The 17,468-nt window shown below is 73.9% G+C and carries 17 protein-coding genes; 13 read left to right on the top strand and 4 right to left on the bottom strand.

Features of this window, described 5'->3' with window-relative positions; translation table 11 throughout:
- Positions 1 to 64 precede the first annotated feature (64 nt).
- Entirely contained in the window at positions 65 to 886 is an 822-nt protein-coding gene (recO, locus tag QDR37_RS00590; RefSeq protein ID WP_279711597.1) for a DNA repair protein RecO, read from the top strand.
- Positions 883 to 1,683, top strand: coding sequence for an isoprenyl transferase (locus QDR37_RS00585; protein ID WP_279711596.1), 801 nt, complete (start codon positions 883 to 885; stop codon positions 1,681 to 1,683). The genes recO and QDR37_RS00585 overlap by 4 nt, the downstream gene beginning before the upstream one ends.
- 36 nt (positions 1,684 to 1,719) lie before the next feature.
- Here the strand turns inward: QDR37_RS00585 and QDR37_RS00580 are convergent, their stop codons facing one another.
- Entirely contained in the window at positions 1,720 to 2,298 is a 579-nt protein-coding gene (locus tag QDR37_RS00580) for an AAA family ATPase (protein ID WP_279711595.1), read from the bottom strand.
- A 135-nt stretch (positions 2,299 to 2,433) separates the two neighbouring features.
- Here QDR37_RS00580 and QDR37_RS00575 point away from each other — a divergent pair, with 135 nt between their 5' ends.
- Positions 2,434 to 2,838, top strand: a complete 405-nt coding sequence (locus QDR37_RS00575; protein WP_279711594.1) for a hypothetical protein — start codon at positions 2,434 to 2,436, stop codon at positions 2,836 to 2,838.
- 4 nt (positions 2,839 to 2,842) lie between these two features.
- On the opposite strand, the gene QDR37_RS00570 is transcribed toward QDR37_RS00575, so the two are convergent.
- Positions 2,843 to 3,166 (bottom strand): hypothetical protein, encoded by a 324-nt coding sequence (locus QDR37_RS00570; protein ID WP_279711593.1) that lies wholly within the window; start codon positions 3,164 to 3,166, stop codon positions 2,843 to 2,845.
- Between the two features lie 202 nt (positions 3,167 to 3,368).
- Between QDR37_RS00570 and QDR37_RS00565 the strand changes: the two genes are divergently transcribed.
- The 6 genes from QDR37_RS00565 (at position 3,369) to QDR37_RS00540 (ending at position 10,840) form a co-directional block, all read left to right on the top strand.
- Positions 3,369 to 4,748, top strand: a complete 1,380-nt coding sequence (locus QDR37_RS00565; RefSeq protein ID WP_279711592.1) for a glycine--tRNA ligase — start codon at positions 3,369 to 3,371, stop codon at positions 4,746 to 4,748.
- A gap of 18 nt (positions 4,749 to 4,766) precedes the next feature.
- Positions 4,767 to 5,492: a DUF2071 domain-containing protein gene (locus QDR37_RS00560; protein ID WP_279711591.1), complete on the top strand. Its 726-nt coding sequence runs from the start codon at positions 4,767 to 4,769 to the stop codon at positions 5,490 to 5,492.
- Positions 5,493 to 5,569: 77 nt separating this feature from the next.
- Positions 5,570 to 6,742, top strand: coding sequence for a CoA transferase (locus QDR37_RS00555; RefSeq protein WP_279711590.1), 1,173 nt, complete (start codon positions 5,570 to 5,572; stop codon positions 6,740 to 6,742).
- Positions 6,739 to 7,911 (top strand): acyl-CoA dehydrogenase family protein, encoded by a 1,173-nt coding sequence (locus QDR37_RS00550; protein WP_279711589.1) that lies wholly within the window; start codon positions 6,739 to 6,741, stop codon positions 7,909 to 7,911. Before QDR37_RS00555 ends, QDR37_RS00550 begins: the two co-directional genes overlap by 4 nt.
- A gap of 134 nt (positions 7,912 to 8,045) precedes the next feature.
- Positions 8,046 to 9,650 carry an amino acid permease gene (locus tag QDR37_RS00545; protein ID WP_279711588.1) on the top strand — a complete coding sequence of 535 codons (1,605 nt, stop codon included), beginning with the start codon at positions 8,046 to 8,048 and terminating at the stop codon, positions 9,648 to 9,650.
- The gene (locus QDR37_RS00540) at positions 9,647 to 10,840 is read left to right on the top strand and encodes a geranylgeranyl reductase family protein (protein ID WP_279713519.1); all 1,194 of its coding nucleotides are present in this window, start codon (positions 9,647 to 9,649) and stop codon (positions 10,838 to 10,840) included. The genes QDR37_RS00545 and QDR37_RS00540 overlap by 4 nt, the downstream gene beginning before the upstream one ends.
- Positions 10,841 to 10,876: 36 nt before the next feature.
- Here the strand turns inward: QDR37_RS00540 and QDR37_RS00535 are convergent, their stop codons facing one another.
- Both QDR37_RS00535 and QDR37_RS00530 read right to left on the bottom strand, forming a co-directional pair.
- Positions 10,877 to 12,709, bottom strand: coding sequence for a glycoside hydrolase family 15 protein (locus QDR37_RS00535; protein ID WP_279711587.1), 1,833 nt, complete (start codon positions 12,707 to 12,709; stop codon positions 10,877 to 10,879).
- A 191-nt stretch (positions 12,710 to 12,900) separates the two neighbouring features.
- Entirely contained in the window at positions 12,901 to 13,356 is a 456-nt protein-coding gene (locus QDR37_RS00530) for a YbaK/EbsC family protein (RefSeq protein ID WP_279711586.1), read from the bottom strand.
- Between the two features lie 50 nt (positions 13,357 to 13,406).
- On the opposite strand from QDR37_RS00530, the gene QDR37_RS00525 reads away from it, so the two are divergent.
- The 4 genes from QDR37_RS00525 (at position 13,407) to QDR37_RS00510 (ending at position 17,460) form a co-directional block, all read left to right on the top strand.
- Positions 13,407 to 14,072: a DsbA family oxidoreductase gene (locus tag QDR37_RS00525; protein ID WP_279711585.1), complete on the top strand. Its 666-nt coding sequence runs from the start codon at positions 13,407 to 13,409 to the stop codon at positions 14,070 to 14,072.
- Positions 14,073 to 14,217: 145 nt separating this feature from the next.
- Entirely contained in the window at positions 14,218 to 15,393 is a 1,176-nt protein-coding gene (gene dusB, locus QDR37_RS00520; protein WP_279711584.1) for a tRNA dihydrouridine synthase DusB, read from the top strand.
- Entirely contained in the window at positions 15,386 to 16,651 is a 1,266-nt protein-coding gene (locus tag QDR37_RS00515; protein ID WP_279711583.1) for a deoxyguanosinetriphosphate triphosphohydrolase, read from the top strand. The genes dusB and QDR37_RS00515 overlap by 8 nt, the downstream gene beginning before the upstream one ends.
- Complete coding sequence (locus QDR37_RS00510) at positions 16,648 to 17,460, top strand: oxygenase MpaB family protein (RefSeq protein ID WP_279711582.1); 813 nt, start codon at positions 16,648 to 16,650, stop codon at positions 17,458 to 17,460. Before QDR37_RS00515 ends, QDR37_RS00510 begins: the two co-directional genes overlap by 4 nt.
- Positions 17,461 to 17,468: the final 8 nt, after the last annotated feature.

Raw genomic sequence — 17,468 nt, 5'->3', positions numbered from 1 at the left:
CGACGGGTGCCGCCGCCGCTCCCGCTCCGGCGACGATGTCGTCCCGGTGGGGGAGAATCGAGCGGTGCCGACCTACCGTGACGAAGCCGTCGTGCTGCGCACCCACTCGCTGGGTGAGGCCGACCGCATCGTCACCATGCTCGGCCGGCGCCGGGGCAAGATCCGCGCCGTCGCGAAGGGTGTCCGCCGCACGACGAGCCGGTTCGGCTCGCGGCTCGAGCCGTTCATGGTCGTCGACCTGCAGTGCTACGAGGGCCGCAGCCTCGACGTGATCCAGCAGGCCGAGTCGCTCGGCGCCTACGGTGCGCCGATCGTCGCCGACTACGCGGCCTTCACCGCCGCGAACGCGATCGTCGAGACGGCCGACCGGCTCACCGACGAGGCGTCGCAGCAGCAGTACCTGCTGCTCGTCGGCGCGCTGCGCAGCCTCGCCCGCGGCGAGCACGGCCCGTCGCTCACCCTCGACTCCTACCTGCTGCGGGCGCTGTCGATCGCCGGATGGGCGCCGACCTTCGGCGACTGCGCGGTCACGGGCGAGCCCGGCCCGCACACGGCGTTCGTCGCGCAGCTGGGCGGCGTGGTCGCCGACGCCGTCGCCCCGCCCGGTGCGCCGCGGCTCACCCCCGACACGATCGCGCTGCTCGGGGCCCTCCTCATGGGCGACTGGGCGGTCGCCGACGCCGCCGCGCCCCCGGTGCGCGCCCAGGCCTCCGGCGTCATCGCCGCCTACACGCAGTGGCACCTCGAGCGCGGCCTCAAATCGTTGAACCACCTCGACAAGGGCATCAAGCTCGACCCGAGCCTGCGGCGCCGGCCGCGGACCGAGGCGGTCGAGAGCGCGCTCATCGAGGCCGCGGCCGTGCCCACCGCTGTGCCCGCGACATGATGGCACGGGTCCAGCTCGATCCGATCCGGCCCGTGGACTGGACGGGGGAGACCCCGCCGGCGTTCGCGCGGGTGCCGGAGCACGTCGCCATCGTCATGGACGGCAACGGCCGTTGGGCGAACCGCCGCGGGCTGCCGCGCATCGAGGGCCACCGGGCCGGCGAGGCGTCGCTGCTCGACGTCGTCGCCGGGGCGCTGCAGGCCGGCGTGAAGCACCTCTCCGCCTACGCCTTCTCGACCGAGAACTGGTCGCGGTCGCCCGACGAGGTGCGCTTCATCCTCGGCTTCAACCGTGAGGTGCTGCGGCGCCGGCGGGAGCAGCTGAACGAGTGGGGCGTCCGCATCCGCTGGGCGGGCCGCACCCCTCGGCTCTGGCGCACGGTCATCGGCGACCTGCAGGCGGCGGAGGACCTCACGCGCGACAACCGCACCCTGACCCTCACCATGTGCATCAACTACGGCGGGCGTGTCGAGATCCAGGACGCCGTGCGCCGCGTGGCGCAGGAGGTCGCCGCCGGGCGCCTCAAGCCGAACGCGATCACCGAGCGGACGATCGAGCGGCACCTCTACCTGCCCGACATGCCCGATGTCGACCTCTTCGTGCGGTCCTCGGGCGAGCAGCGCACCTCGAACTTCCTGCTCTGGCAGTCCGCGTACGCCGAGCTCGTGTTCCAGGACACGCTCTGGCCCGACTACCGCCGCACGCACCTCTGGGACGCGATCACCCAGTACGCGGACCGCGACCGGCGCTTCGGGGCGGCCGTGGACGCCCCGAAGGCCGACGAGCCGTCCCCCTGAGCCCGGCTGCTCCGGATCCTCGTCGCTTCGGCGGGCTCAGAGCGACGAGGATCCGGAGCGCGTGCCCGGGTCGGCGCCCGCCTCGAGCAGCGCGAGCAGCCGTCGCGCGTCGCGGCCGTTGCGGATGCGGACGAGCCGCACCCCCGGGTGCTCGGCGAGCGCCTCGCGCACCCGTCCCGGGTAGATCCCGTAGGTGCGCATCGCCCAGCGCACGATGTGCTCCGGGTCGGTGAGGATCGTCGCGAGCGCGGGCTCGACGTTGCCGTTCCACAGCTCGAGGCGCCGCAGCCGCCGGCGGAGCGTGCGGCGCACGACGCGGGCGAGCACGACGCGGCGCGGCAGGTCGAGCCAGACGAGCAGGTCGGCGCGGGCGGCGAGCACCGGCCGGGCCACGTCGTACTGCCACTCGGTCACCCAGGCGTCGGAGTCGGCGAGCGCCTGCACGTGCGCGGCGAAGTCGGGGTTCGGCGTCCAGCCCGCGTGCCAGTGCACCGCGTCGATCTCGGTGTGCGGGATGCCTGCTGCCCGTGCGACCGCCGCGGCGAGCGTCGTCTTGCCGACGCCGGAGGGGCCGGCGACGAGCACGCGCCGGGCGCGGAGCGGGGCGGCTGGCACGTCTCGACGGTACCGAAGCGGTTCGAAGCGTCCGCTCATGCACCGGTCCTACCGTGACGCCGTCAGCGCGGCCCGGTACCGGACTCTCCGTCGCATCCGACGGGCACGGCCGCGCGGGGATGGGAGGGCGGCCGGATGGAGACCGCGGAGATGATGCGCACCATGACGATGCCGAAGGGCATGGACATGGACATGTCGATGATGCAGGAGTGCATGGAGGCGTGTTCGAGCTGCATGCAGGCCTGCCTCATGTGCTCCGACGCGATGATGGCGATGGACGGCATGGGCCGGTGCGCCGCGATGTGCATGAGCTGCGCCGACGTGTGCGACGCGACGATGCGCATGATGATGCGCCCGACCGGCATGGACATGGACGCGATGCGGGCGATGCTGCAGGCGTGCATGTCGATGTGCCGGGCGTGCATGGAGGAGTGCCGCTCGCACATGGACATGAGTGAGCCGTGCCGCATGTGCATGCAGGCCTGCGAGGCGTGCATGCACGCCTGCCAGGCGATGATGGGCGCGATGCCCGCGATGTGATCGCCTAGTGCGCCACGCTGATCCGGCGGGGGCCGGCGGCGAGCACCCCGAACGCCTCGTGGAGCGCGACGGGTGCGCCCGGCGCCAGCTCCCCGCCGAGGTCGGCGTGATGCCACACCTCGATCACCTCGTCGCGGGCGAAGGTCCGCAGCTCGACCGTGCCGTCAGCGTCCGCGCGCTGCACGATCGCGTCGATCCAGCCGCGACGTCCGGCGACGGCGAGCCGGAGCCGCATGAGCGTGAGCGCGTGCCCCGGCCGGTCGTCCGCGCACATCGCGCCGTGCTCGCAGACGCTCGTGATGCGCTGCGGGTGCGGGACGCGGGCCATGGCGGATGCCTCTCTCGATCGGGACGGTGGAGCAACGGTAGGCGGGTGAGGCCCGGATGCCCGCGCACCCCCTGTCACGGATCGTCATGGTCGCGGCGAGGGTGCCCGATCCGCGAGCCCCAGAGGGGGTGAGCCGGTCCGGGTAGGCTCGAGCGACGAATCAGCGGGACCGACAGCCGGTCGGCCCCGGGACGGGAGCTCCGTGGCCGCCTCGCTCGACGCCGTGATCGCCCTCGCCAAGCGGCGGGGGTTCGTGTTCCAGGCGGGCGAGATCTACGGCGGATCCCGGTCCGCGTGGGACTACGGCCCCCTCGGCGTCGAGCTGAAGGAGAACATCAAGCGCCAGTGGTGGCGCACGATGGTCCGTGGCCGCGACGACGTCGTCGGGCTCGACTCCTCCGTGATCCTGCCGCGCCAGGTGTGGGAGGCGTCCGGCCACGTCGAGGTGTTCAGCGACCCGCTCGTCGAGAGCCTCCACACGCACAAGCGGTACCGCGCCGATCACCTGATCGAGGCGTACGAGGCGAAGCACGGCCACCTGCCGGCGAACGGGCTCGCCGACATCAACGACCCCGAGACCGGGCAGCCCGGCTCGTGGACCGAGCCGAAGCCGTTCTCCGGCCTCATGAAGACCTTCCTCGGGCCCGTCGACGACGAGCAGGGCATGCACTACCTGCGTCCCGAGACCGCGCAGGGCATCTTCGTCAACTTCGCGAACGTCGTCACCTCGGCCCGGATGAAGCCGCCGTTCGGCATCGGCCAGATCGGCAAGAGCTTCCGCAACGAGATCACGCCCGGCAACTTCATCTTCCGCACCCGCGAGTTCGAGCAGATGGAGCTGGAGTTCTTCGTCCGTCCCGGCACGGACGAGGAGTGGCACCAGTACTGGATCGACGAGCGCCACCGCTGGTACACCGACCTCGGCATCGCCGAAGGCAACCTGCGCCTCTTCGAGCACCCGAAGGAGAAGCTCTCCCACTACTCGAAGCGCACGGTCGACATCGAGTACCGGTTCGGCTTCACCGGTGGCGAGTGGGGCGAGCTCGAGGGCATCGCCAACCGCACCGACTTCGACCTCTCGACCCACGCGAAGGCGTCGGGCGCCGACCTCAGCGTGTTCGAGCAGGCGACGGGGGAGCGCTGGACCCCGTACGTGATCGAGCCTGCGGCCGGCGTGACCCGGTCGCTCATGGCGTTCCTCGTCGACGCGTACGCGGAGGACGAGGCCCCGAACACGAAGGGCGGCGTCGACAAGCGCACCGTGCTGCGGCTCGACCCGCGGCTCTCGCCCGTGAAGGCGGCCGTGCTGCCCCTGTCGCGCAACGAGCGGCTCTCGCCGCTCGCCCGCGAGGTCGCCGCCGACCTGCGCAAGGACTGGAACGTCGAGTTCGACGACGCCGGCGCCATCGGCCGCCGGTACCGCCGTCAGGACGAGATCGGCACGCCGTTCTGCGTGACGGTCGACTTCGACTCGCTCGACGACCACGCCGTCACCGTGCGCAGCCGCGACTCGATGCAGCAGGAGCGGGTCGGCCTCGACCGGCTGCACGGCTACCTCGCCGCGGCGCTCGTCGGCGCGTGAGCCGCTGACGTCCCCGCCGTGACGCCGGAGCCGGTCTCGCCGCAGGCGCCGGCGCTGCCGGGGGCCGCCGTCATCCGGCAGCGCTGGCGCGACGCCGTCTTCCTGCACTGGCGCGTCGATCCGGCCGTCGTCGCGCCGCTGCTGCCCGGCGGCACGCGGCCGGACGAGCACGACGGCGACACCTGGGTCGGCCTCATCCCGTTCCGGCTCGAGGCGTCGGCGTTCCTCCGGCTCCCGCCCGTGCCGGTGCTCGGCACGTTCCTCGAGACGAACGTGCGGCTCTACTCTGTCGACGAGCGCGGGCGGCGCGCGGTGGTGTTCCGCACCCTCGAGGCCCAGCACCTGCTGCCCGTCCTCACCGCGCACGTCGGGCTCGGTCTGCCCTACCGCTGGGCGCGGATGCGGTCGCGGCGACGCGGCGACGAGCTCGCGTACGCGTCGGAGCGCCTGCCCGCCGGCCGTCCCCGCACCCGCATCCGTGTGCGCCTCGGCGAGGAGGCCGTGTCGGGCGACCCGCTCGCCGACTTCCTCACGGCGCGCTGGGCGATGCACGTGCAGCGGGGTCGGCGCACCACCTACTGGCGCAACGAGCACGAGCCGTGGCGGCTCTTCCGCGCCGAGCTGCTCGAGCTCCGCGACGAGCTGCTCGCCGACTCGGGGCTCCCCGGCCTCGCGGGCCGCCCGCCGGACTCGGTGCTGTGGTCGCCGGGGGTCACCACGCGGTTCTCGGCGCCCGTCCGGTGAGCCTCGCCGCCCGGGACGCCTCCTAGGATCGATGCTCGCGCCGCGGTCGTCGTGCCGGCGCCGACGGAGGACGAGGCATGCGGGCGCATGATCGAGGGCAGGATCCCGCGATCCTCGCCGGGGTCCGCGTCGCCGACTTCTCGCGCGTGCTGGCCGGGCCGTACGCGACGATGATGCTCGCCGACTTCGGCGCCGACGTCATCAAGATCGAGGGCCCGGACGGCGACGAGACGCGCGCGTGGCGGCCGCCCGCCGACCCGCAGGGGAGCTCGACGTACTTCGCCGCGGTGAACCGCAACAAGCGCTCCATGACCTGCGACCTCGCCGGACCGGACGGCGCCGCGGCGAGGCGCCTCGCCGCCACGGCCGACGTCGTCGTCGAGAACTTCCGCCCCGGCGTCATGGAGCGGTTCGGGCTGGGCTACGAGCAGCTCGCCGCCGTGAACCCGCGGCTCGTCTACTGCTCGATCACCGGCTTCGGCCGCGGCGCCGGCGCCGAGCTGCCGGGCTACGACCTCATCGTGCAGGCCCTGGGCGGTCTCATGAGCGTCACCGGCGAGCCCGAGGGACGCCCGATGAAGGTGGGCGTCGCGCTCGTCGACGTGCTCACGGGGCTCAACGCGTTCAGCGCGGTGCTGCTCGCCCTCCGCCGCCGCGAGCAGCGGCCGGGACCGCAGCGGATCGACGTCGACCTGCTCTCGTCGCTGCTCGCCGGCCTCACGAACCTCGCCGCCGCCACCCTCACGACGGGCGAGCCGCCGGGGCGCTTCGGCAACGCCCACCCGAGCATCGCGCCGTACGAGACGTTCGAGACCGAGGACCGCATGCTGGCGATCGCGGTCGGCAACGACCGGCAGTTCGCCGCGCTCTGCCGCACCCTCGACCTGCCGGACCTGCCGCTCGACCACCGGTTCGACGACAACCCCTCGCGTGTGCAGCACCGGAGCGAGCTCCGCGAGGTCCTCGAGGCACGGCTCCGCACCGCGCCGGCGAGCGAGTGGCAGGAGCGCCTCACCGCCGCGCGTGTGCCCGCCGGAGCGGTGAGCACGGTCGACGAGGCCTTCGCCCTCGCCGAGCGGCTGGGGCTCGGCCTCGTGACCGGCGCGCCGGGAGCGGGGCGTCAGGCCGCGAACCCCATCCGCATGAGCAGCGGCTCGCCGACCTACCGGATCCCGCCGCCACCGCTCGGCGACCGCGGTCCGCTCGGCTGGTCCGACGAGCGCGACCCCGACGAGGAGGCCCTCGCATGACCGATCCCGCCGACGCCCTCGCGGCGGTCTTCGACACCGCGGCGCTGCTCGCCCCGGAGGAGCGCGCGTGGCAGCAGCGCGCCCGCGACTTCGCGGCCGAGCGCATCCGCCCCACCATCGACGAGGACTTCGAGCGCGCCCGCTTCGCGGCCGAGCTCGTGCCGGAGCTCGGCGCCGCGGGGTTCCTCGGCATGCACCTCGCGGGCTACGGGTGCGCCGGCGCCGGACCGGTCTCGTACGGCCTCGTGTGCCTCGAGCTCGAGGCGGTCGACTCCGCGTGGCGCACCTTCGTCTCGGTGCAGGGCTCGCTCGCGATGTCGGCGATCCGCAAGTACGGCTCCGAGGAGCAGAAGGCCGCGCTGCTGCCCGACCTGGCGGCCGGCCGGAGGATCGGCTGCTTCGCGCTCACCGAGCCCCAGGGCGGCAGCGACCCGGGCACCATGCGCACGGTCGCGAGGCGCGACGGCGACGACTGGGTGCTGACCGGGTCGAAGCGCTGGATCGGGCTGGCGAGCGTCGCCGACGTCGCCGTCGTCTGGGCCGCGACCGACGACGGCGTCCGCGGCTTCGTCGTCCCCACCGCGACCCCGGGCTTCCAGGCGGTCCCGATCCGCGGCAAGCTCTCCATGCGCGCCTCGATCCAGTGCGACGTCCACCTCGACGAGGTGCGGGTGCCCGCCGACGCCCTGCTGCCCGGCGCCCGCGGGCTCTCGGGTCCGTTCGGCTGCCTCAACGAGGCGCGGTTCGGCATCGTGTGGGGCGTGCTCGGCGCGGCCCGTGCCTGCATCGAGGCGGCGCTCGGGCACGCCACCGGGCGGGTCGTGTTCGGCGAGCCGATCGCCGCCCGCCAGCTCGTGCAGGCGAAGCTCGCGGACATGCTCGTGGAGTACGAGAAGGGCGTGCTGCTCGCCATGCATCTCGGGCGGCTGAAGGAGCGCGGCGCGCTCCCGCCCGTGCAGATCAGCGTCGGCAAGCTGAACAACGTGCGCACCGCGATCGCGATCGCGGGCACCGCCCGCTCGCTGCTCGGCGGCGACGGCGTCACCGACCGCTTCCCGGTGATGCGGCACCTCGCGAACCTCGAGTCGGTGCGCACCTACGAGGGCACCGACGAGGTCCACCAGCTCGTGATCGGCCGCGCGCTCACGGGCATCAGCGCCTTCTCCTGAGCCGCGTCCACGAGCCCATCCGGCGCCGCTGGCCCCGCCGCCTCCGCTGTCAATAGGATCAGCCGTCGCTCGAGGACGAGCCCCTTCCGGCACCCGCCGGAGCCTCCTCGCGCGCCCGGCGAGGAAGGCATCCGATGACCGCACGGCCGCCCGTGGTCCGCGACGACACCGACGAGAACGACCGGCTGATCGGGCTCGGCTACCGGCCCGAGCTGCGGCGGGTGCTCGGGCTGTTCGACAACTTCAGCATCGCCTTCTCGTACCTCTCGCCGATGGTCGGCGTGTACTCGCTCTTCGTGCTCGGGGCGGGCGCGGCGGGACCCGCCTACATCTGGCTGATGATCCCGGTCGTCGCCTTCATGCTGCTCGTCGCCCTCGTCTTCGGCGAGCTCGGCAGCCACTACCCGCTCGCCGGCGCCCTGTACCAGTACGCGAAGCGCAGCGTGAGCCCCGCCTACGGCTGGTGGGTCGGCTGGATCTACGGTCTCGCGCTGCTCGTCACGGTGGCGAGCGTCGACACGGGCCTCGTCGGCTACCTCGCCGCGCTGCTGAACGACCTGTTCGGCCTGAAGCTCGATCCGACGAACCACGCGCTGATCCTCGGGGCCACCGTCGCCCTCATCGTCGTGCAGACCATCGTCAACACGGTCGGCGCCAAGGCGATGGGCTACATCAGCCGGCTCGGCGTGTACGTGGAGACCATCGGCACGTTCGGGGTGGCGATCGCGCTCGCCGTCGTCGGCTTCCACCACGGCTTCGACTTCCTCTTCACCTCCCACGGCGCCGAGAGCGTGAAGACGAACACCCTCGGCGTCGACTTCGGTGGCTCGTGGATCGGCGCCGCGCTCGTCGCGGTGCTCGCGCACAGCTACATCTTCTACGGCTTCGAATCGGCCGGCGACATCGCGGAGGAGACGAAGAACGCGTCCCGGCAGGTGCCGCGCGCGATGCGCTCCGCCCTGCTCTACGGCGGCATCGCGTCGTTCGTGCTCGTCGCGGGGCTGCTGCTCGCCACGCCCGCGACCGCGAAGGGCTACGCCTCCGCCGTGTCGTTCTCGGGCGGCGTGCCCGTCATCCTCGGCGCGCTGCCGCAGTGGCTGCAGGACGTGTTCCTGCTCGTCGTCCTCATCGCCTTCTTCTCCTGCGGCACCGCGGTGCAGGGGGCCGGGTCCCGGCTGCTGTTCTCCTACGCCCGCGACCGCCAGCTGCCGGCGAGCGGCTGGATGCGGCGGGTGTCGCCCCGCTTCCAGACGCCGGCGAACGCCCTGCTCGTGGCGGGGGTGGTGCCCGTGCTGTTCACCCTGCTCGTGAACATCAACCCGGCGAAGGACGTGCACATCCTCTGGTTCGTGTTCCCCGCGGGCATCAACGCGCTGACCGCGCTCGTCTCGTTCGGCGTCTCGGGGATCTACCTGTCGTTCCTGCTCACCGTGATCGGATCGATGATCGCGCGCAGCCGCGGCTGGCAGCCCGCCGGCGTCTTCCGGCTCGGCCGCTGGGGGTGGCCGGTCAGCATCGCCGCCGCGCTCTACCTCGCGGTCATGCTCATCGACATCGTGCTGCCGAGCGGGCTCTCGAGCCCCCGCGGAGCGCTCTTCAACCTCGACTGGATCACACTCGCGGTGATGGTGGTGCTGCTCGCGATCGGTGCGGTCTACTTCCTCGTCGCCCGGCCCGACCGCCGCGGTCCGGTGCCGGCGGGGGAGGACACCGAGGACGTCGTGCCGGTGGGCCGCTGATCGCCGCCGCGCCCGCGGAGCCCGACGGGACGAAGCGCTGGGACGTCCTCGTCGTCGGCGCCGGCCCCGCGGGGTCGTCCGCGGCTCGGGCCGCCGCGCTCGCCGGCGCCCGGGTGCTGCTCGTCGACGCGGCTCGCTTCCCGCGGTACAAGACGTGCGGCGGCGGCCTGATCGGCGCCTCGCTCGCGGAGCTGCCGGCCGAGGCCGCGGCGGCGGTCGTGCGCCGCATCGACACCGTCACCGTCGCGCGGAAGGGCGGCCGTGCGCGCGCGATCCGCTCGACGAGGCCCTTCCTCGCCCTCACCGACCGCGACCGGTTCGACCAGGCGCTCGTCGACGCGGCGGTCGCAGCCGGAGCGGTCTTCCGCGACGGTGTCCGCGTGCGGCGCCTCGAGGAGATCGAGGGCGGGGTCGCGGTGCACACGACCGACGGCGTGGTGGTCAGCGCGTCGGTCGTGGTCGGCGCGGACGGCTCGGCCGGGGTCGTGGGCCGTTTCGTCGGCGTCCGCATCGGGCGCTCCGATCTCGGTCTCGAGCTCGAGCTCGAGCTCGAGCTGGCCGGCATGGAACCGGGGTGGGCCGGCCGGGTCCACCTCGACTGGGGAGCCGCTCCCGGCACGTACGGCTGGGTGTTCCCGAAGGCGGATCGCCTCACGGTCGGTGTCATGGAGCGCAAGGGCGACGGCGGCGCCACGAGGCGGTACCTCGACCGGTTCGTGCACGAGCTGGGGCTCGGCGGTCTGCCGGTCGAGCGCTCGTCCGGGCATCTCACCCGATGGCGGGAACCCGGTTCGCCGGTCCGCCGGGGGCGGGTGCTCGTCGCCGGCGACGCCGCGGGCCTGCTCGAGCCGTGGACCCGCGAGGGCATCTCGTTCGCGCTGCGCTCCGGCCGGGCGGCGGGTGAGGCGGCGGCCGCCGGCGCTCGGAACGGCGTCGCCCGGCTCGAGCAGTACGCGCAGATGGTCCGCGTCGAGCTCGAGCCCGAGCAGCGCGGCGGGGCCCTGCTGCTGCGCCTCTTCGAGCGCCATCCGCTGCTCGTGCACCTCGCGCTGACCCGGACGGGGCGCGGCGCGGACGCCTTCGTGCGGGTGTGCCGTGGCGGGCTGAGCATCCCGGACGGGCTGCGGCGGCACCCGCTGCTGCGGCGCCTGGCGGTCGTGCTCGCGGGGGACGACCGCGCCCGGTCGTGAGCCCAGCCGCCCGCAGGCCCCGCTGTGCCGTCGCGGTCAGGCTCCTCGGGGAGCCTCCGAGACGTCGGCGTCGGCGATCGCCTGGGCGGCGAGGACGAGGCCCAGGTGGCTGAACGCCTGCGGGAAGTTGCCGAGGAGCTCGCCGGTCGATGCGTCCACCTCCTCGGCGAGCAGCCCGAGGTCGTTCGCGGAACCGGCGGCCCGATCGAGCACCTCGGCCGCCTCGGCAGGGCGGCCCGTCCGTGCCAGGGCCTCGGCGAGCCAGAAGGTGCAGAGCAGGAAGCTGCCCTCCGCGCCCTCGAGCCCGTCGTCGCCGCGGTAGCGGAGCACCAGACCGCGTTCGTCCGACAGCGCGCGGCGCACCGCGTCGACCGTCGCCACGATCCGCGGGTCGTCGGCCGGCAGGAACCCGACGAGCGCGACGAGCAGGACCGCGGCGTCGAGCTCGTCGCTGCCGAAGCTCTGCGTGAACGCGCCGACGCGGGGGTTCCAGCCCCGCTCGAGGATCTCCTTCGCGATCTCCTCCCGGACCTCGGTCCACCGCGGGAGCCGGTCCATGACCCCGAGGAGCTCCGCCAGCCGGACGCCGCGGTCGAGCGCCACCCACCCCAGCAGGGCGCTGTGCAGATAGCGCTTCAGCGGACCGCGGACCTCCCAGATGCCGGCGTCCGGCTCGCGCCACGTCGCGCAGACCGTCTCCACCGCGTCGACGAGCAGGCGGCGGGTGGTGCCCTCGATGTCCCCGAGCTGCTCCCGCAGCTCCCACGCGGCGTCGAGCAGCGCGCCGTACACGTCCTGCTGCCGTTGCCCCCAGGCGCCGTTGCCGACGCGCACCGGTCGGCTGTCGCGCCATCCCGCCAGGTGAGGCAGCTCCCGCTCGGTCAGGTCCCGCTCGCCGCCGATGCCGTACATGATCTGCAGCGGTACGCCGCGGCGCAGCTGGGTCGCCGCGGCTCTGGCGAGGAAGGCGAAGAACCGACCCGCCTCGTCCGGGCAGGCCGCGACGTAGAGGCCGCGGAGCGTGAGACTCGCGTCCCGCACCCACGTGAACCGGTAGTCCCAGGTCCGACCCGTGCCGACCCCTTCCGGGAGGCTCGTGGTCGCAGCAGCCACGACGGCGCCCGTGTGCGCGTAGGTGAGTCCCTGCAGGACGAGGCCGCTGCGGTGCACGAGGTCGCGGTGCGGGCCCCGGTACGACTGGTGCAGGTCCGACCAGCTGCGCCAGGCGGCCTCGGTGTCGCGGAGCCGGGACAGGATCGCCGCTGCGGTCCATGGACGAACCGGCGGGGACCAGCCGTCGGCCTGCTCCATCGCCACCGCGAGCCGCTGGTTCGCCGTGAGCCGGATCCGTCCCCGAGCGCTCGCACCGTCGAGCGTGAGCGGGGCCTCGATCGAGAGGACGAGCTGCGTCGCCGCGCCGACCGCGAGGACGCCGCCGGGTACCTCCTCGAGGATCGGATGCACGAGACCGAACTCGGGCCTCGGCGCCCATGCGACCTCGAGGTCCACCTCGCCGTCCACGCAGGTCGCGGTGCGGAGCAGCACACCCGGTGATGCCGCGCCGATGTCGTGTCCGCGCTCGTCCGGGCCGAGCGCGAGGGCGTCGACCACCTGCACCCGACCGGTCGAGCACGTCCAGGTCGTCTCGAGCACGAGCGTCTGCGGCAGGTACCGACGCGTCGGCACCGCAGCCGGGTCGGCGGGTCGAACAAGCAGGTGACCGGCCTCGTCGTCGAGCAGGCGGGCGAGCACCGCGGGGGAGTCGAACCGCGGCAGGCACAGCCAGTCGATGGAGCCGTCGCGGGTGACGAGCGCCCCTGTGCGGCCGTCGGAGAGGAATGCGTGATCCGCGATCGGGACCGTGCTCATGCGGCGTCGCCTCACCGAGCTCGGCGATCGATCCGGCACCGATCGGCGGGCCCGTGCTCACGATACGACCGCCCGTGTCGGCCGAAGTCGCCCGCGATCCGCCGTACGCTCCGGGCGGCTTCCGACGATGCGGGCGCGGAACGACGCCCGGATCGTCGGGAGTCGCCCGGAATCCGAAGGGCGGGGACGCCTCAGCCGCTGATGTCGGCGACGGTCGCGTCGAGGCCGCGCAGTAGGGCGTCCGCGTCGACGAAGGCGCTCAGGCCGTGCTCGCCGGCGCCCATCGCGATGCGGCCCGCGATGCGCTCGTCGGCGAAGACGGGCCACGGCGTGCTGCTGCCGAGCGGCGTGATGGTGCCGCGCTCGTAGCCGGTGGCGTCGAGGGCCTGGTCGGCGGCGGGCAGCTGCAGCTTGTTCACCCCGACCGCCGCGCGGAGCTTCGGCCACGAGATCTGCCGGTCGCCGGGGATGAGCGCGAAGAGGAACGAGCCGTCGCTCCGCTTCACGACGAGCGACTTCACGATCCTGCCCGGCTCGATGCCGAGCAGCGCCGCGGCCGCCTCGAGCGAATCGGCTTCGGGCCGCGTCACGATCTCCACGGGGATCCCGCGCGCCTCGGCGTCCTCGAGCACCCGTTCGCGTCCCACGGCACCGAACCTAAGGGAATACGTCGGGGTGTCCGCCGGTCGTCCTTCCCGTGACGGACGCCGTGAGGATCGACATCTGGTCGGACATCGCCTGCCCCTGGTGCTACATCGGCAAGCGGAGGTTCGAGGAGGGCGCTCGCCGCGCGGGCGTGCCGGTCGAGGTCGAGTACCACTCGTTCGAGCTCTCGCCCGACACCCCGGTCGACTTCGCCGGCAGCACCGCCGAGTTCCTGTCGGCGCGGAAGGGCATGCCGCTGCCGCGGGTGCACCAGATGCTCGAGCAGGTGACGGGGATCGCGGCGAGCGTCGGCCTCGACTACGACTTCGACCGCGTCGTGCACACGAACACGGTGCTCGCGCACGAGCTGCTCCACCTCGCGAAGGCGCGCGGCCGCCAGCTCGAGACCGCGGAGGTGCTCTTCCGCGCCTACTTCGTCGAGGGCCGGCACGTGGGTCGCGTGGACGACCTGGTCGCGCTCGCCGCGGAGGCGGGGCTCGATCCCGAGGAGGCGCGCACGGCCTTGGAGACGCACGAGTACCTCGGCGCCGTGCACGCCGACCAGGCGCAGGCCGCCGCCTACGGCATCCAGGGCGTCCCCTTCTTCGTCATCGACGGACGCTACGGGGTGTCCGGCGCGCAGGACGCCGAGGTGTTCGCCGGTGCCCTGCGGCAGGTCGCCGCGGAGCAGCAGGCCGAGCAGGAGGTCGTCCGGTGACCGGTGAGCGACCCGCGTTCACGATGCTCGGGGGCGCCGCTCCCGGGTGCGAGGGCGAGGCCTGCCTGGTGCCGCCGGCCGACGAGGCCACCGCCGCGGAGTAGCGCGCTCCGGCGTGTCGTCGGCGGCTGGGACAATGGACCCCATGTCCACGACCCTCGCTCCCGCGCGGCCGCTCGCCATCGGGCCCCTCCGGCTCGCTGCGCCCGTCGTGCTGGCGCCCATGGCGGGCATCACGAACACCGCCTTCAGGCGGCTCTGCCGCGAGTTCGGCGCGGGCCTGTACGTCAGCGAGATGATCACGAGCCGCGCGCTCGTCGAGCGCACGCGCGAGTCGATGCGCCTCATCCGGCATCACGACTCCGAGACGCCCCGCTCCGTGCAGCTCTACGGCGTCGACCCGCTCACGGTCGAGCGGGCGGTCACGATGCTGCGCGACGAGGACCGCGCCGACCACATCGACCTGAACTTCGGCTGCCCGGTGCCGAAGGTCACGCGCAAGGGCGGGGGAGCGGCGCTGCCCTGGAAGCTCGACCTGTTCCGCGAGATCGTCGAGCGCGCCGTGCAGGCCGCGGGACCGCTGCCGCTCACGGTGAAGATGCGCAAGGGCATCGACTCCGACCACCTCACCTACCTCGAGGCCGGCCGCATCGCCGAGGGCGCCGGTGTGGCGTCCATGGCGCTGCACGCGCGCACGGCTGCCGAGTTCTACTCGGGGCACGCCGACTGGGGCGCCATCACGAAGCTGAAGGAGACCGTGACGGGCGTGCCCGTGCTCGGCAACGGCGACATCTGGTCGGCCGACGACGCGGTGCGCATGATGGCCGAGACCGGCTGCGACGGCGTCGTGGTCGGGCGCGGCTGCCTCGGCCGTCCGTGGCTGTTCGGCGACCTGGCCGCGGCGCTCGGCGGCGGCACGGACGCCCCTGCGGCGCGGCCGTCGCTCGGCGAGGTCGCCCGCGCCTTCCGCCGGCACGCCGAGCTGCTCGTCGAGTTCTTCGGCGACGACCCCGACGGCGGCGAGCACCGCGGCTGCCGCGACATCCGCAAGCACGTCGCCTGGTACTTCAAGGGCTACGGCGTCGGCGGCGCCACCCGCGCGGCGCTCGCGCAGGTCGAGTCGCTCGCGCAGCTCGACGAGCTGCTCGCCACCCTCGACCTCGATCAGCCGTACCCCGGTGAGGCCGCCGAGGGCCAGCGCGGCCGTGCCGGCAGCCCGAAGTCGCCGTCGCTGCCGGACCGCTGGCTCGAGTCGCGCACCCTCGACACGGCGGGCCGCGAGCACCTCGCGGGCGCCGAGCTGGACACGAGCGGTGGTTGACCGCGGGGGCGACCCCGCCGCCGACGCCTCCTACGGCGAGCAGGACCGCGAGCGCTGGCTGCCCGAGGACCACTCGTCGCGCCGCAGCGACTTCGCCCGCGACCGCGCCCGCCTGCTCCACTCGAGCGCGCTGCGCCGGCTCGCCGCCAAGACGCAGGTGCTCTCGCCGACCATCGGCCTCGACTTCGCCCGCAACCGGCTCACCCACTCGCTCGAGGTCGCGCAGGTGGGTCGCGAGCTCGCCGGCAGCCTCGACCTCGCTCCCGACGTCGTCGACACCGCGTGCCTCGCCCACGACCTCGGGCACCCGCCGTTCGGCCACAACGGCGAGCGGGCGCTCGCGGAGTGGGCCGACGACGTCGGCGGCTTCGAGGGCAACGCGCAGTCGCTGCGCCTGCTCACCCGCCTCGAGCCGAAGGTGTTCGGGCAGGACGAGCAGCCTTACGGCCTGAACCTCACGCGGGCCAGCCTCGACGCGAGCGTCAAGTACCCGTGGGGTCCTGGCGAGGCGGTCGAGGACCCGAGCGGGCGGCAGAAGTTCGGGTACTACCCCGACGACGCCCCGGCGTTCGCGTGGCTGCGGCAGGGGGCGCCCGAGCACCGCCGCTGCGTCGAGGCGCAGGTCATGGACCTCGCCGACGACATCGCGTACTCGGTGCACGACTTCGAGGACGCGGTGGTCGCCGAGTCCGTCGACGTCGCCGCGCTCCGGTCGAACGCGGCGCAGCGCGACGTGGTCGCGGCGATGTCGGCCTGGGTCGGCGGCGAGTTCGACCAGGACGAGCTCGTCGAGGCGCTGCACCGGCTGCGCGCGCTCGACGTCTGGATCCTCGACTGGGACGCCTCGCGGCGGGCGCACGGCGCGCTCAAGAACCTCACGAGCCAGCTCATCGGCCGCTTCGCGGGCGCCGCGACCCAGGCGACCCGGCGGGCGCACCCGGCCGCCGACCTCGTCCGGTTCGGTGCCGACGTGGTCGTGCCCCGTGGCATCCAGGCCGAGATCGCGGCGCTCAAGGGGGTCGTCGCGGCATTCGTCATGGCGCACGACACGCGGCGTCCCGTGTACCTGCAGCAGCGCGAGCTGCTCCAGGAGCTCGCCGACGCGCTGCTCGCGCATCCGCAGCACCTCGACACGGCCTTCGCGAGCGACTGGCGTGCCGCCGCCGACGACGCGGCCCGCAAGCGCGTCGTCGTCGACCAGGTGGCGAGCCTCACCGACCAGTCGGCGCTGTCCTGGCACGACCGCATCCTCGGATGAGCCGCGCTCGGCGGCTGCCGTCCGCCGCGGGGCTGCAGCTCGAGGCGGCGCTGCTCGGCGGCGGCCTCCGCGCCCTCCTGCTGCAGCTCACGCACCCGGCGGTCGGGCACGGCGTCGCCGATCACAGCGACTTCGCCACCGACCCCCTCGCCCGGCTGCACGGCACGCTCGTCTACGTCTACGTGGTCGCCGCCGGCGGTCCCGCGGCGCTCGCGCGCGTCACCGAGCGCGTGAACCGCCTGCACGGACCCGTCGTCAGCGCGCCGGGGGAGCAGCTCCGCTACGACGCGAACGGCGCCGGCCTGCAGCTCTGGGTCACGCTGACGCTCGCCGACACCGCGGTCCGCATCGTCGAGGCCGTCTGGGGTCGCCTCCCGGAGCCGCTGCTCGAGGAGCTCATCGCCCGCATGGGCGCGCTCGGCACGACACTCGGCATGCCCGGCGCGCGCTGGCCGACGACACGCCCCGAGTTCGACGCGGCGGTCGCTCGGGGCACGGAGCAGCTCACGCTCGACGACACCACCCGCGCGGTGATCGCGGCGCTGTTCCGCGCCGAGGGAGCGCCGCGCTGGGTGCGGGCGGCGCTGCCGTTCCTCGTCGCCGCGACGCTGCCCACGCTGCCGGCGCTCCGGGCGGAGCTCGAGCCGCTCGTGCCCGTGCGGGTGCCCGACCTGCTGCCGCTCGTGCGCCGCGTCGCGCCCGTGTACCGGGCGCTCCCGGCGTCGCTGCGGCGCCTGCCCGCGCGCCGGATCCTCGACGCGGAGCGACGCGGGGCCGCGGGGCGAACCCGCGTCGGCGCCGGAACCTAGACTGCTCG

The organism is Amnibacterium sp. CER49 (assembly GCF_029846255.1).
Lineage (GTDB): Bacteria > Actinomycetota > Actinomycetes > Actinomycetales > Microbacteriaceae > Amnibacterium.
Note: the sequence above shows the minus strand (reverse complement) of the source record. Positions and strands in the feature narration are given on the sequence as shown.

Excerpts from the sequence above, each read along its gene's own strand:
- QDR37_RS00585 (WP_279711596.1), top strand. The coding sequence starts at position 883 with ATGATGGCACGGGTCCAGCTCGATCCGATCCGGCCCGTGGACTGGACG.
- QDR37_RS00575 (WP_279711594.1), top strand. The coding sequence starts at position 2,434 with ATGGAGACCGCGGAGATGATGCGCACCATGACGATGCCGAAGGGCATG.
- QDR37_RS00570 (WP_279711593.1), bottom strand. The coding sequence starts at position 3,166 with ATGGCCCGCGTCCCGCACCCGCAGCGCATCACGAGCGTCTGCGAGCAC.
- QDR37_RS00555 (WP_279711590.1), top strand. The coding sequence starts at position 5,570 with ATGCGGGCGCATGATCGAGGGCAGGATCCCGCGATCCTCGCCGGGGTC.
- QDR37_RS00550 (WP_279711589.1), top strand. The coding sequence starts at position 6,739 with ATGACCGATCCCGCCGACGCCCTCGCGGCGGTCTTCGACACCGCGGCG.
- QDR37_RS00545 (WP_279711588.1), top strand. The coding sequence starts at position 8,046 with ATGACCGCACGGCCGCCCGTGGTCCGCGACGACACCGACGAGAACGAC.
- QDR37_RS00535 (WP_279711587.1), bottom strand. The coding sequence starts at position 12,709 with ATGAGCACGGTCCCGATCGCGGATCACGCATTCCTCTCCGACGGCCGC.
- dusB (WP_279711584.1), top strand. The coding sequence starts at position 14,218 with ATGTCCACGACCCTCGCTCCCGCGCGGCCGCTCGCCATCGGGCCCCTC.
- QDR37_RS00510 (WP_279711582.1), top strand. The coding sequence starts at position 16,648 with ATGAGCCGCGCTCGGCGGCTGCCGTCCGCCGCGGGGCTGCAGCTCGAG.